Below are 13393 nucleotides of genomic sequence, written 5' to 3' on the forward strand. Positions count from 1 at the left end.
ATGCGATGCAAAAGGCATCACCACAATTACGCCCGGGCAGCCCGGCTCACTTCAGTTGCAACTCGCTCTGTGGCATCCGGTATGGATGCGGCGCGCGCACGTTCTGCCATGGTTAATAAGGTTTCTCGCGACCACCCGGCAAGGGTGTTAGCGACGGCATCCACAGTAAACTGCGGCTGCTCAAGAATTTTGGCAGCGCCCACTTTCTCCAGCGGCAGCGCATTCCAATACTGCTGTCTGTCTTTGTGCTGGAACGGCACAAACAGCGCCGGCAAACCTGCGGCGGCAATTTCGCTCACTGTCAGCGCGCCTGAGCGACACACTACGACATCTGCCCACGCGTAGGCGGCTGCCATATCATCGATAAACTCAGTGACCTTGTGCTGCGGTTGTCCCGCGTCGGCATAAGCCTGCTCAACGGTTTGCTGCGCGCCTTTGCCGCTCTGATGCCAGATAGTCACCGCATCGCCAAGCTTTGCGGCAACCTGCGGCATCGTCTGGTTCAATACGCGTGCACCCTGAGATCCCCCGACGACCAGCACGCGAACCGGACCTTCACGCCCAGCCAGACGTTCTTCGGGTAACGGCAATGCAAGGACATCAGTTCGCACTGGATTCCCCACCACGTCCGCATTCGGGAAAGCGCCAGGAAAAGCCTGCATTACCTTCGTTGCAATTTTCGCCAGCCACTTGTTGGTTAATCCCGCAATGCCGTTCTGCTCATGCAGAACCACCGGAATGCCTAATGACCAGGCCGCCAGACCGCCAGGGCCGGACACGTAGCCGCCCATACCCAGCACCACATCAGGCTTAAACTGCTTCATGATGGCGCGCGCCTGACGCCAGGCATTAAAAATACGTACAGGTGCAGCCAGCAGTGCGTTAACGCCTTTGCCACGCAAACCGGAGATACGAATAAAATCAATGTCAATGCCGTGTTTCGGCACTAAGTCCGCTTCCATACGATCGGCGGTGCCCAGCCAACGAACCTGCCAGCCCTGGGCCATTAAATGATGCGCGACCGCCAGCCCCGGGAAGACATGTCCACCGGTACCGCCCGCCATCACCATTAACCGCTTCGGTTGACCACTCATCGTGCACCTCGTGTAAACGCTTGGGCTTTTTCCAGACGCGTTTCATAATCAATACGTAACAAAAACATGATGGCCGTCGACATGATCAACAAACTGGAACCACCATAACTGATCAGCGGCAGCGTCAGACCTTTGGTTGGCAGCATACCTGCCGCCGCGCCGACGTTTACCAGCGCCTGGAAGCTAAACCAAATCCCGATGGAGCAGGCTAAGAAACCTGAAAAACGGTGGTCAATTTCCAGCGCCTTACGACCGATCGACATCGCGCGAAAAGCGACGAAGAATACCATTAAAAGTGCCAATACCACACCGATATAACCCAGCTCCTCCCCAATGATGGCGAAGATGAAGTCGGTGTGCGCTTCAGGTAAATACTCCAGTTTTTGTACTGAATTACCTAAGCCCTGTCCCCAAACCTCACCGCGACCAAAGGCCATCAGGGATTGCGTCAGTTGGTAACCGCTGCCAAACGGATCTTCCCATGGGTTCCAGAAGGAAGTTACGCGGCGGATACGATACGGCTCGGCAAGGATCAGCAGTACGACCGCCGAAATCCCCATGCCGATGATGGCGATGAACTGCCACAGTTTCGCGCCCGCCAGAAACAGCATCGCCAGGGTCGTGACAAACAGCACCACCACCGTACCCAGATCGGGCTGCGCCAGCAGTAAAATAGCCAGCACCAGGATCACGCCCATCGGTTTTAAGAAACCGCGCAGGTTGTTACGCACCTCATCCACCTTACGCACGAGGTAGTTGGCGAGGTAACAGAACAACGACAGCTTGGTAAACTCCGCAGGCTGAATACGCAGCGGCCCCAACGCAATCCAGCGCGACGCCCCGTTAACCGAGCTGCCTACAACCAGCACGATCAGCAGCATGATGATTGAGGCTATCAGCATCGTCGTACTGTACTTTTGCCAGAACTCCATCGGCAGACGCAGCGTGACCATCGCCAGACAAAACGCGAGGAAGATGTACAACGCGTCACGCTTAGCAAACAGGAAAGGATCGCCCGCCAGGCGTTGTCCTACGGGCATCGATGCTGATGTCACCATCACGAAGCCGATCGCCGCCAGACCAAAGGTCAGCCACAGCAGCATGCGGTCATACATGATCAGGCTGTCGGCGTCTTTATCACGCGAAGCCATCACCCAGCCTTTAAGCGCCGCAAAGATCCACGCCAGGACACCCAGTCCCGGTAAGCGCGGCAGTCTCAGACGAGGGAGAGATAAGCGCATCAACCCAACTCCTTCGCCAGGTGGGTAAAGACGTCGCCACGTTGCTCAAAGTTCTTGAACTGATCGAGGCTGGCGCAGGCTGGCGACAGCAGCACCATATCGCCCGGCTTCACGCGCGGCGCAAGCAGACGCATCGCCTGTTCCATGGTTTCAGTTTGTTCCGCAATCTCAGGTCGCAGAGCGGCAAGCTGTGCGCCATCGCGGCCAAAGCAGTACAGACGAATGTTGTTGCCGGTCAGGTAACGTTGCAGCGGCATAAAGTCAGCGGATTTTCCGTCGCCGCCCAGCAGCAGGTGCAGCGTGCCGTCAACGTGCAGGCCATTCAGCGCGGCTTCAGTGCTGCCGACGTTGGTCGCTTTTGAATCATTGATCCAACGCACGCCGTTATGATTCAGTACCAACTGGAAACGGTGCGCCAGGCCGGTAAAGGTGGTCAGCGCTTTCAGGCTCGACGCCCGTGGTAAACCTGCGGCATCCGCCAGCGCCAGCGCAGCCAGGGCGTTGGTATAGTTATGCTGACCGGAAAGCGTCATCTCTTTCACGTTGAGGACTTTTTCCCCTTTCACCCGCAGCCAGGTTTCGCCCTGCTGACGATTAAGGTGATAGTCCCCCATATTGACGCCAAAGCTCACGCAACGCTCATCTGCACCACGAACCGGCATAGTCAGCGCATCATCCGCATTGACCACGCATACTTTCGCGTTCTCATAGACGCGCAGTTTGGCTGCACGGTACTGCTGCAGTCCAAACGGATAACGGTCCATATGATCTTCAGTGACGTTCAAAATGGTGGCCGCGACAGCCCGTAAGCTGGAGGTTGTCTCCAGTTGGAAGCTGGACAGCTCCAGAACATACAGCTCACGTTCGTCATCCAGCAGCATCAGCGCCGGCAGACCGATATTACCGCCAACACCGACGTTTACTCCGGCCGCTTTCGCCATTTCGCCAACCAGCGTCGTAACGGTACTTTTACCGTTTGAACCGGTGATCGCGACGATCGGCGCCTGCGCTTCGCGGCAGAACAGCTCAATGTCGCCAACAATTTCAATCCCTGCATCAGCAGCAGCGCTCAACGAAGGGTGCGCCAGGGCAATACCGGGGCTGGCGACGATTAAATCAGCGGCCAGCAGCCAGTCATCATTCAGACTGCCAACATGACGCTCAACCGCTTCCGGTAATTTATCCAGGCCAGGCGGCGTCGCACGGGTATCCATTACGCGCGGCGTCACGCCACGCGCCAGGAAGAAATCCACGCAGGACAGTCCGGTCAACCCCAGACCGATAATGACGACTTTTTTACCCTGGTAATCAGCCATGATTAACGTACCTTCAGCGTTGCCAGGCCAATCAGCACCAGCATCAGCGAAATAATCCAGAAGCGCACAATCACGCGCGGTTCCGGCCAGCCCTTCAATTCATAGTGATGGTGAATCGGCGCCATACGGAAGATGCGCTGTCCGCGCAGCTTAAAGGAGCCAACCTGCAGAATGACCGACAGGGTTTCCACCACGAAGACACCGCCCATAATCACCAGCAGGAACTCCTGACGCAGCAGTACGGCAATAATGCCCAGCGCGCCACCCAGCGCCAGTGAACCGACGTCACCCATAAAGACCTGCGCCGGATAGGTGTTAAACCACAGGAAACCTAATCCCGCGCCGACAATCGCCGTACAGACGATCACCAGTTCGCCTGCATGGCGTAAATAAGGAATGTGCAGATAGTTAGCAAAGTTCATATTACCGGTCGCCCATGCCACCAGCGCAAAACCGGCGGCCACAAACACGGTCGGCATAATGGCCAGGCCATCCAGGCCGTCGGTAAGGTTTACCGCATTCCCGGTACCGACAATGACGAAGTACGCCAGCAGGATGTAGAACAGCCCCAGTTGCGGCATGACATCTTTAAAGAACGGCACCACCAGTTCAGTTGCCGGGGTGTCTTTTCCTGCCAGATACAGCGCAAACGCGACCCCTAATGCAATGACCGACATCCAGAAATATTTCCAGCGCGCTATCAGGCCTTTGGTGTCTTTACGCACCACTTTGCGGTAGTCATCGACAAAACCGATAATGCCGTAGCCAATCAGCACCACCAGCACGCACCACACGTACGGGTTGGATGGGTAGGCCCACAGCAGCACGGAGATAACAATCGCGGTGAGGATCATGATGCCGCCCATGGTCGGCGTACCACGTTTACTAAAGTGTGATTCTGGGCCGTCGTTACGCACGACCTGACCAAATGACATTTTTTGCAAGCGGGCAATCATACGCGGGCCCATCCACAAAGAGATGAACAGCGCGGTCAGCAGGCTGACGATGGCGCGAAACGTCAGATAGGAAAAGACGTTAAAGCCGGAATAATATTTGACCAAATGTTCGGCCAGCCAAACTAACATGTCCCATTCTCCTGTAATGCGCGTACTACCTCTTCCATGGCGGCACTACGTGAACCCTTCACTAAAATCGTCATGATCTGATGTTCTGCAATCAGCGCTTTAAGATGTGCGGTCAGCGCGGTTTTATCCGCAAAATGCTCACCAACGCCGCTGGCATGGCTAATTGCCTGACTCAGTTTCCCTGTACTCAGCACACAGTCGATACCCGCCGCCTTCGCGGCGATACCCACCTGCACGTGACATGCTTCGCTTTCCGCGCCAAGCTCTGCCATATCGCCAACCACCAACACGCGGTAGCCGGGCATTTCGGACAGCACCTGTACCGCTGCGGTCATTGATCCGACGTTAGCGTTATAGGAGTCGTCCAGCAGCAACTGGTTTTCTGCCAGTTGAATCGGGAACAGACGCCCCGGGACCGCTTGCAAATCCTTCAGACCCGCTTTCACTGCTTCGTGCGTCGCGCCTACCGCCATCGCGAGTGCAGCCGCCGCCAGGGCGTTAGCAATGTTATGGCGACCCGGTAGCGGTAGCAGAACATCAATGCTTCCGGTTGGCGTTTGCAACGAAAACTCCGTGCCGTGTGAGGTCACATGTACGTTGGCCGCCGAAAAGTCGCTGTTAGCCGCATTCGGCGAAAAACGCCAGACTTTGCGATCGCCAATAATGCTCTGCCAGTTCAGCCAGTCGTTGTTGTCGGCATTCATAATGGCGATACCGTTCGCTGACAGGCCGGTAAAAATCTCACCTTTTGCCTTCGCCACGCCCGCCAGAGAGCCGAAGCCTTCCAGATGCGCAGCGGCCAGGTTGTTCACCAGCGCCGCTTCCGGACGCGTCAACCCAACGGTCCAGGCGATTTCACCCTGGTGATTGGCGCCAAGTTCAATAACGGCATAGTCGTAATCGTTGTTTAAGCGCAGCAGCGTCATCGGTACGCCGATGTCGTTATTCAGGTTGCCCGCGGTATATAACGTGTTGCCACACTTGCTCAGAATGGAGGCCGTCATCTCTTTAACGGACGTTTTACCGGAAGAGCCGGTAAGCGCCACCACACGAGCCGGAACCTGAGCGCGAACCCACGCCGCCAGTTCACCAAACGCCAGACGCGTATCGTTAACAATCAGCTGCGGCAGGTCGGTGTCCAAAGGACGGCTGACCAACAGCGCACCCGCCCCGCTCTCTTGCGCCTTGTCGGCAAAATCATGGGCATCAAAGCGTTCGCCTTTCAGCGCCACAAACAGGCAGCCTGGCGTCACTTTACGCGTATCGGTTGTCACCGCATCAAGGGTCAGATCGACCCCTTTCAGTTCGCCACGGAGGATTTCCGCCAGTTGGCTGAGCGTTACGCTAATCATGCGATAACTCCCAGCAGACGTGCTGCCGTCACGCGGTCGGAGTAGTCGAGACGGTGTGCGCCGACAATCTGGTAGTCTTCATGACCTTTGCCAGCGACCAGCACCACGTCATTTTCTTTCGCTTGCATGATGGCGCTAGTGACCGCTTCAGCACGGCCTTCCATTACTTTTGCCTGCCCGGCATCCAGCATACCCGCCAGAATGTCGTTAATAATGGCGCGCGGCTCTTCAGTACGCGGGTTGTCATCGGTCACCACGACAACATCGGCAAACTGCTCGGCAATTGCGCCCATCAATGGACGTTTGCCTTTGTCGCGATCGCCGCCGCAGCCAAAGACGCACCACAGTTTGCCAGTACAGTGCAAACGCGCCGCCTGCAGTGCTTTTTCCAGCGCATCTGGCGTATGGGCGTAATCAACCACCACGGTGGTTTTGCCCGGCGCGCTGAACACTTCCATGCGCCCGCAGACTGGCTGCAGTCGTGCCGCCGTTTTCAGTAAATCGGCTAACGGATACCCCAACGCCAGCAGAGTGGCCAGCGCCAGCAGCAAATTGCTGACGTTAAACGCACCCATCAGGCGGCTTTCAATTTCACCTTCTCCCCAGGTAGAGGCAAAGCGAATCGTTGCGCCGCTATCGTGATAGTTCACTTCAACGGCTTTCAGCCAACGACCGTGGCAGTTGGGATTGATATGGTCTTCCATCGAGACAGCTACCGCATCCGGCAGCTTCGCCAGCCAGCGGCGACCCACTTCGTCATCCGCATTGACGATAGCCTGCCCACAGTGGTGCGTGGAATACAGCAACCACTTCGCGGCTTCGTAGTGTTCCATATCGCCGTGATAATCGAGATGGTCACGGCTTAAGTTGGTAAATACTGAGGCCGCAAATTTCAGCGCCGCCACGCGGTGCTGAACCAAACCATGCGATGAAACTTCCATCGCGCCAAAGGTCGCGCCCTGTTCAACCAGACCCGCCAGCACATGCTGAACGTCAACGGCTGACCCAGTGGTATTTTCCGTCGGGATCACTTTACCCAGCAGGCCATTACCTACCGTGCCCATTACCGCACTGGTTTCGCCAAGCAGTTGGCTCCACTGTGCCAGCAGTTGGGTAGTGGTGGTTTTACCGTTCGTTCCGGTCACACCGACCAGACGCATATTTTCAGATGGCTCGTGGTAAAAGCGGCCTGCCAGTGCAGATAAACGCTCGTTAAGCTGGCTGAGATAGATGACCGGAACGCCGTGCATTTCACGGATTTCACCGTCAGCGGCCTCATCTTTTGCCTCTGCAATAATGGCAGCCACACCTTGCGCTATCGCCTGCGGGATATATCGACGCCCGTCCGCCTGATGACCCACTACTGCTATAAAGAGATCGCCCGATGCAGCCACACGGCTGTCGAGTGTCATCTCTCGCAGTGCTCGCTCCGGTGCACCCGGCACCCATGGAGCAAGAAGGTCGCGCAAATTACGATCTGCCACCTGTTGCCTCGCCTTGATTATTCACAAATTCATTTTTATCGCCCGTTGTCAGCGCATCCGGCTCGATGTTCATGGTGCGCAAAACGCCGCCCATGATGGCACCAAAGACCGGCGCGGAAACGGCGCCACCGTAATATTTACCCGCCTGCGGATCGTTGATAACAACAACCAGCGCGAAGCGCGGCTGACTCGCAGGAGCAACGCCTGCGGTATAAGCAATGTATTTATTGATGTAGCGGCCGTCCGGCCCTACTTTTTTCGCCGTACCGGTTTTAATCGCGATGCGATAGCCTTTAATCGCCGCCTTCACGCCACCGCCGCCCGGCAGCGCCACGCTTTCCATCATGTGCACCACGGTGCGTACGGTCGCCTCCGGGAAGATACGTTCGCCCGGAACAGGAGGATCAACTTTGGTAATCGACAGCGGGCGATAAACGCCATAACTGCCGATCGTTGCGTAGACTCGCGCTAACTGTAACGGCGTTACCATTAGCCCGTAGCCGAAAGAGAAGGTGGCCCTCTCTATGTCAGACCACCGTTGTTTTTGAGGATATAAGCCACTGCGTTCTCCGACCAACCCCAAATTGGTCGCTTTTCCCAGCCCAAAACGTGAGTAAGTATCTACTAACGCTGAGGACGGCATCGCTAACGCCAGCTTGGAAACACCGACGTTACTCGACTTCTGCAAAACCCCGGTAAGGGTCAATTCGCTATAACGCGCCACGTCTTTAATTTCGTGGCCATTAATTCGGTAAGGAATGGTGTTAAGCACGGTATTTTCACGTACCACGCCACGCTGCAGCGCGGTCATCACCACCATCGGTTTGACGGTAGAACCCGGCTCAAACACGTCGGTAATGGTACGGTTACGCATCGCATCTTTCGGCGTACCGGTGAGATTGTTCGGGTTGTAAGACGGGCTGTTCGCCATTGCCAGCACTTCACCGGTGTTCACATCCACCAGCACCGCACTGCCTGACTCCGCCTTGTTGAACGCCACGGCGTTATTCAGTTCACGGTAGACCAGCGCCTGTAAACGCTCATCGATACTCAGCGCGAGGTTGTGCGCCGCCTGGCTATCGGTAGAGGAGATATCTTCAATGACGCGACCATAGCGGTCTTTACGCACAATACGTTCACCCGGCTGTCCGGTGAGCCATTTGTCGAAGCTCTTCTCAACGCCTTCAATCCCCTGGCTGTCGACGTTGGTAAAACCAATGAGGTGAGCAGTCACTTCTCCGGAAGGATAGTAACGGCGGGACTCTTCACGCAGGTGAATCCCTGGCAGCTTCAGTTTTTTGATGTAGTCTGCCATATCAGGGTTTACCTGACGCGCCAGATAGATAAAGCGCCCTTTCGGATTGGCGTTAATGCGGGAAGCCAGTTGATCAAGCGGGAGGTTCAGCGCCGTCGACAGCGCTCTCCAGCGCTCGCCAACGCTCACGCCGCCTGCGTCATGCACCTCTTTTGGGTCGGCCCAAATCGCCTTCACCGGAACGCTCACCGCCAGTGGACGACCAGAGCGGTCGGTAATCATCCCGCGCGAGGTGGACACTTCCTGGACACGCAGAGAGCGCATGTCGCCCTGACGTACCAGCATGTCCGGCGCGATGATTTGCAGCCAGGCAACGCGCCCCAGCAGAAAACCCAGTGCCAGCAAAATACAGCCGCACAGTAACGCAAAACGCCAACTGATAAAGTTGGCTTGTTCTTCCTGGCGTTTTGGTTTGTGCGTTTTTGCCGCTGCTTTCATGCGTCGCGTTTATCCTTATTTTTGTACTACGATGTTTTCTTGTGAGGGATCAACATGCTGCATTTGCAGCTTTTCCGTTGCGATCCGTTCAACACGGCTATGGTCGCCGAGCGCGTTCTCCTCAAGGATCAAGTTGCGCCATTCGATATCCAGCGCATCTCGCTCCAGAACCAGCTGCTCACGCTGCGCGGTCAGTAACCGCGTATGGTGTGCGGTTGTCACGACGGTAACCGCCGTCAAAATAATGCAAATGAACAGGCAGAGTGGCAGCTTCCCAAACCGCAAAAGATCGTCACCGATCACACCAGGCAAAGCATGGCGCTCGTTGCTTCCTATCGATCCCTTAACTTTGCTGAGGGCTTCTGTCACTCTGCTGATCATGCGTTCGTCCTCTCTGCAATACGCAGAACTGAACTACGGGCACGAGGATTTTCAGCAACCTCTTCTTCGCCCGGCATTAACTTGCCTAGTGCTCTCAACTCACGACCGCCCAGTTTTTTGATCTGCGCTTCGGTCATCGGTATTCCAGCCGGAACCTGAGGACCACGGCTTTGTTCGCGCATAAAGCGTTTCACAATGCGATCTTCAAGCGAATGGAAACTGATTATCGAAAGGCGACCACCTGGTGCCAGCACGCTGAGCGAGCTTTTTAGCGCCTGCTCTATCTCCTCCAGTTCACTGTTCACCCAAATGCGCACCGCCTGGAAGGTACGGGTCGCGGGATGTTTGAATTTGTCTTTCACCGGCATTGCCGCCGCAATCACTTCCGCAAGCTCTTTGGTGCGGGTCATCGGTTCGATACGATTGCGCTCTACAATGGCGCGTGCAATGCGTTTGCCGAAGCGCTCTTCGCCAAAGGTTTTAATCACCCAGGCAATGTCTGCTTCATCGGCAGTTTGCAGCCATTCGGCCGCCGACTGACCGCGTGTTGGGTCCATACGCATATCTAACGGACCGTCACGCATAAATGAGAATCCGCGCTCAGCGTCATCAAGCTGCGGAGAAGAGACCCCAAGATCGAGAAGAATCCCGTCGATCTTACCGGTCAGTCCGCGCTCGGCGACATAGTCAGCCAGCGCAGAAAAAGGTCCATGGACGATGGAAAAACGGGGATCGGTAATCGTCTGTGCTACGGCAATAGCCTGCGGATCGCGATCGATAGCCAGTAAACGTCCTTCTTCGCCAAGCTGCGAGAGGATCAGACGTGAATGACCGCCGCGACCAAATGTCCCGTCAATGTAGATGCCGTCTGGACGAATATTCAGGCCGTTTACGGCTTCATCCAGCAACACCGTTGTATGTTTATAGTTTTCCATCATTTTATAGAGACAAATCCTGCAATCGTTCCGACAGCGCGCCGGTAACAGACTGTTCAGCGTCGATATCTTCCTTGACCTGTTGATACCAGGTCGTTTCATCCCACAGTTCAAACTTATTGAACTGCCCAACCAGCATCACTTCTTTCGTTAACCCTGCGTGTTGCCGCAGAATGGGCGCTATCAATAAGCGACCAGCGCTATCCATCTGACATTCGCTGGCATGACCCAACAACAGGCGCTGTACGCGACGCTCAACTGGATTCATGCTCGACAGACGCGATAACTTCTGTTCGATAATTTCCCATTCAGGCAGGGGGTACAGCAGCAGGCACGGGTGATGGATGTCAATGGTACAAACCATTTGACCGGTAGCGCTCTCGAGCAGTTGATCCCGATAACGGGTAGGCACGGATAAGCGCCCTTTACTGTCGAGATTAACTAACGTTGCTCCCCGGAACATGCCAGTCTCACCCCCGATTACCACTTTATCCCACAAATTCCCACTTAAAGGAGTTTACGGAGCGGAGGAAAACCTTGTCAAGCAAGTCACGGCGCTTAGCGGAGCAAAAAACCCATTGTTTACGGCTAATATCTGCGTTGAGCAAATTCCGTACAGCAAACGAAGCAAATTAACGTCATGAATATTTGTAAGAAAAAAATCCAACAACTCATCATTGTTTAAAACAACTGAATATCATCAGAAGAAAATATAAAGTGTCAGTTTGCGACGCGAGCGGCATTTTAGGACAATATGCGGCGAGATAACAGTACCAGTTCATCGGTCTGTACGACCCGTACGGCCAAGGAAGGAGAGGGATTGCCGCAATTCGGCGGCAAAGTGTTTGTTAATTCGGCAAATCCACACAAGCATGTAACAAAATAATACAAACGTAACGCGTCGTTACGTATCAATAACCCAAAAAAGGATAGTTGCATTTTTAAATTAGGATAATTAAAGAATGAAATTCAGATAATTCTAAAGAATATTCTTAAATATAATAAGGTTATTTCTGACAGTAAGATATTTGATGGCATCGAAGCATTCTCTCCAATGCCATCAATAGCAACCACTTAGTTACGGCTAAGGATGCCGCGACGGTACAGATTACGCCGAATGCGCGTTAATCCTGGTTTTGGTTTACGCGGTTCATCAAGGCTTGCAAGGACGATCTCCAGCACACGTTCAGCCACATCACGATGACGCTGCGCCACCGCCAGTACCGGGCACTGCAGGAAGTCGAGCAGTTCGTGGTCGCCAAACGTCGCAATCGCTAAATCAGACGGTAACTGACCATCGCGACGCAGAGTCACATCCATCACCCCCTGCAGCAGGGCAAACGACGTGGTAAACAGTGCCTGAGGCATCGGATGTGTTTCCAGCCATTTATCAAACAGCTGCGCTGCTGCCTCCCGCTCATAGCTGTTGGCATACAGGAAGTGCACGTCACGCGGATCGTCTTTCCACGCGGTACGGAAACCCTGTTCGCGCAGGAAACTGACGGATAATTCAGGGAGAGCCCCCAGATAGAGCACGGTTTCAGCCGGGAATTTACGCAGTTCCTCCGCCAACATTTCCGCATCATCCTGGTCTGCGCCGACAACACTGGTGAAGTGTTCGCGATCCAGCGCGCGATCCAGCGCCACAATCGGGAATGAGCTGTTCGCCCAACGCTGATAGAACGGATGTTCAGGCGGCAAGGAGGTCGACACGATAATGGCGTCAACCTGGCGTTGTAAAAGATGCTCAATGCAGCGCATTTCGTTATCCGGCTGATCTTCAGAGCAGGCAATCAGCAGTTGATACCCACGCTGACGCGCCTGACGTTCCAGGTAGTTTGCAATGCGGGTATAACTCGTATTCTCCAGGTCCGGGATCACCAACCCGATAGAACGTGTGCGTCCAGCACGGAGCCCGGCCGCCACGGCATTCGGGTGGTAATTATGCTCACGCACCACCGCCATGACTTTTTCAACCGTTTTGTCGCTTACGCGATATTGCTTTGCTTTACCGTTAATAACGTAGCTTGCAGTCGTTCGCGAAACGCCGGCCAACCGAGCGATTTCATCCAGTTTCACAATTGCCCCTTGCGTAAAATGTACAAACCATAACCTTTGAGATGGCATGGGTTAAATTTATTAACATCTAAGCGCAGAATAATGACTCCGGCAACCGCTTTTGTCTCTGGTTACCGCTGATTTCGCAAAAAAAAGCCCAACCAGTGTCGTTGGGCTTGCGAATTCAGAAGCCGATCATGATTAGCGCATGATTTTATCGCCGCGGGAAAGCCCCACCACGCCGGAACGGGCAACTTCCACAATTTTAGCGACTTCACGCAGTGTGGCCAGGAAGGCGTCCAGTTTGTCACTGGTTCCCGCCAACTGCACAGTGTAGATAGACGGCGTGACATCGATGATCTGCCCACGGAAAATTTCCGTGTTACGTTTCACCTCCTCCCGGCCATAGCCACTGGCCTGGATCTTCACCAGCATGATCTCTCGTTCAACGTGGGCGCCCTGCCCCAGTTCGCTGACGCGCAGAACGTCCACCAGTTTGTGAAGCTGCTTTTCAATTTGCTCCAGGACCTTTTCATCGCCCACGGTTTGAATCGTCATCCGCGACAAGGTCGGGTCGTCTGTCGGCGCGACGGTCAGGCTTTCAATGTTGTAACCACGCTGGGCGAAGAGGCCAATCACACGCGATAATGCACCCGACTCGTTTTCCAGCAATACTGATAATATCCGGCGCATA

General features: G+C 54.8%; 12 protein-coding genes. All 12 read right to left on the reverse strand.

The window, feature by feature from the left end; all coding sequences use genetic code 11:
- Positions 1–26: 26 nt before the first annotated feature.
- The gene (gene murG, locus IB196_RS18510) at positions 27–1094 is read right to left on the reverse strand and encodes an undecaprenyldiphospho-muramoylpentapeptide beta-N-acetylglucosaminyltransferase (RefSeq protein ID WP_040229977.1); all 1068 of its coding nucleotides are present in this window, start codon (positions 1092–1094) and stop codon (positions 27–29) included.
- Positions 1091–2335, reverse strand: coding sequence for a cell division protein FtsW (gene ftsW / locus IB196_RS18515; protein WP_149691212.1), 1245 nt, complete (start codon positions 2333–2335; stop codon positions 1091–1093). Before ftsW ends, murG begins: the two co-directional genes overlap by 4 nt.
- Entirely contained in the window at positions 2335–3651 is a 1317-nt protein-coding gene (murD, locus tag IB196_RS18520; RefSeq protein WP_005124612.1) for a UDP-N-acetylmuramoyl-L-alanine--D-glutamate ligase, read from the reverse strand. The genes ftsW and murD overlap by 1 nt, the downstream gene beginning before the upstream one ends.
- Before the next feature lie 2 nt (positions 3652–3653).
- Positions 3654–4736 carry a phospho-N-acetylmuramoyl-pentapeptide-transferase gene (gene mraY / locus IB196_RS18525; RefSeq protein WP_005124610.1) on the reverse strand — a complete coding sequence of 361 codons (1083 nt, stop codon included), beginning with the start codon at positions 4734–4736 and terminating at the stop codon, positions 3654–3656.
- Positions 4730–6088 (reverse strand): UDP-N-acetylmuramoyl-tripeptide--D-alanyl-D-alanine ligase, encoded by a 1359-nt coding sequence (gene murF, locus IB196_RS18530; RefSeq protein WP_005124608.1) that lies wholly within the window; start codon positions 6086–6088, stop codon positions 4730–4732. Before murF ends, mraY begins: the two co-directional genes overlap by 7 nt.
- Positions 6085–7572 (reverse strand): UDP-N-acetylmuramoyl-L-alanyl-D-glutamate--2,6-diaminopimelate ligase, encoded by a 1488-nt coding sequence (gene murE / locus IB196_RS18535; protein WP_005124607.1) that lies wholly within the window; start codon positions 7570–7572, stop codon positions 6085–6087. Before murE ends, murF begins: the two co-directional genes overlap by 4 nt.
- The gene (gene ftsI, locus IB196_RS18540) at positions 7559–9325 is read right to left on the reverse strand and encodes a peptidoglycan glycosyltransferase FtsI (RefSeq protein ID WP_003018783.1); all 1767 of its coding nucleotides are present in this window, start codon (positions 9323–9325) and stop codon (positions 7559–7561) included. Before ftsI ends, murE begins: the two co-directional genes overlap by 14 nt.
- Positions 9326–9340: 15 nt before the next feature.
- Positions 9341–9706: a cell division protein FtsL gene (gene ftsL / locus IB196_RS18545; protein WP_000625651.1), complete on the reverse strand. Its 366-nt coding sequence runs from the start codon at positions 9704–9706 to the stop codon at positions 9341–9343.
- Entirely contained in the window at positions 9703–10644 is a 942-nt protein-coding gene (rsmH, locus tag IB196_RS18550) for a 16S rRNA (cytosine(1402)-N(4))-methyltransferase RsmH (protein ID WP_005124563.1), read from the reverse strand. The genes ftsL and rsmH overlap by 4 nt, the downstream gene beginning before the upstream one ends.
- A gap of 1 nt (position 10645) precedes the next feature.
- Complete coding sequence (gene mraZ, locus IB196_RS18555) at positions 10646–11104, reverse strand: division/cell wall cluster transcriptional repressor MraZ (protein WP_005124560.1); 459 nt, start codon at positions 11102–11104, stop codon at positions 10646–10648.
- Between the two features lie 611 nt (positions 11105–11715).
- Positions 11716–12720 carry a catabolite repressor/activator gene (gene cra, locus IB196_RS18560; protein ID WP_005124558.1) on the reverse strand — a complete coding sequence of 335 codons (1005 nt, stop codon included), beginning with the start codon at positions 12718–12720 and terminating at the stop codon, positions 11716–11718.
- Positions 12721–12900: 180 nt separating this feature from the next.
- Entirely contained in the window at positions 12901–13392 is a 492-nt protein-coding gene (ilvN, locus tag IB196_RS18565; RefSeq protein WP_003829566.1) for an acetolactate synthase small subunit, read from the reverse strand.
- Position 13393: the final 1 nt, after the last annotated feature.

Source organism: Citrobacter sp. C6_1 (assembly GCF_014596835.2).
Classification (GTDB): domain Bacteria; phylum Pseudomonadota; class Gammaproteobacteria; order Enterobacterales; family Enterobacteriaceae; genus Citrobacter; species Citrobacter pasteurii.

What these genes read in the sequence shown, in the direction of transcription:
- mraZ (WP_005124560.1), bottom strand. Translation starts at nt 11,104, where the DNA reads ATGTTCCGGGGAGCAACGTTAGTTAATCTCGACAGTAAAGGGCGCTTA.
- ftsW (WP_149691212.1), bottom strand. Translation starts at nt 2,335, where the DNA reads ATGCGCTTATCTCTCCCTCGTCTGAGACTGCCGCGCTTACCGGGACTG.
- murG (WP_040229977.1), bottom strand. Translation starts at nt 1,094, where the DNA reads ATGAGTGGTCAACCGAAGCGGTTAATGGTGATGGCGGGCGGTACCGGT.
- rsmH (WP_005124563.1), bottom strand. Translation starts at nt 10,644, where the DNA reads ATGATGGAAAACTATAAACATACAACGGTGTTGCTGGATGAAGCCGTA.
- ftsI (WP_003018783.1), bottom strand. Translation starts at nt 9,325, where the DNA reads ATGAAAGCAGCGGCAAAAACGCACAAACCAAAACGCCAGGAAGAACAA.
- ftsL (WP_000625651.1), bottom strand. Translation starts at nt 9,706, where the DNA reads ATGATCAGCAGAGTGACAGAAGCCCTCAGCAAAGTTAAGGGATCGATA.
- ilvN (WP_003829566.1), bottom strand. Translation starts at nt 13,392, where the DNA reads ATGCGCCGGATATTATCAGTATTGCTGGAAAACGAGTCGGGTGCATTA.
- mraY (WP_005124610.1), bottom strand. Translation starts at nt 4,736, where the DNA reads ATGTTAGTTTGGCTGGCCGAACATTTGGTCAAATATTATTCCGGCTTT.
- murF (WP_005124608.1), bottom strand. Translation starts at nt 6,088, where the DNA reads ATGATTAGCGTAACGCTCAGCCAACTGGCGGAAATCCTCCGTGGCGAA.
- murD (WP_005124612.1), bottom strand. Translation starts at nt 3,651, where the DNA reads ATGGCTGATTACCAGGGTAAAAAAGTCGTCATTATCGGTCTGGGGTTG.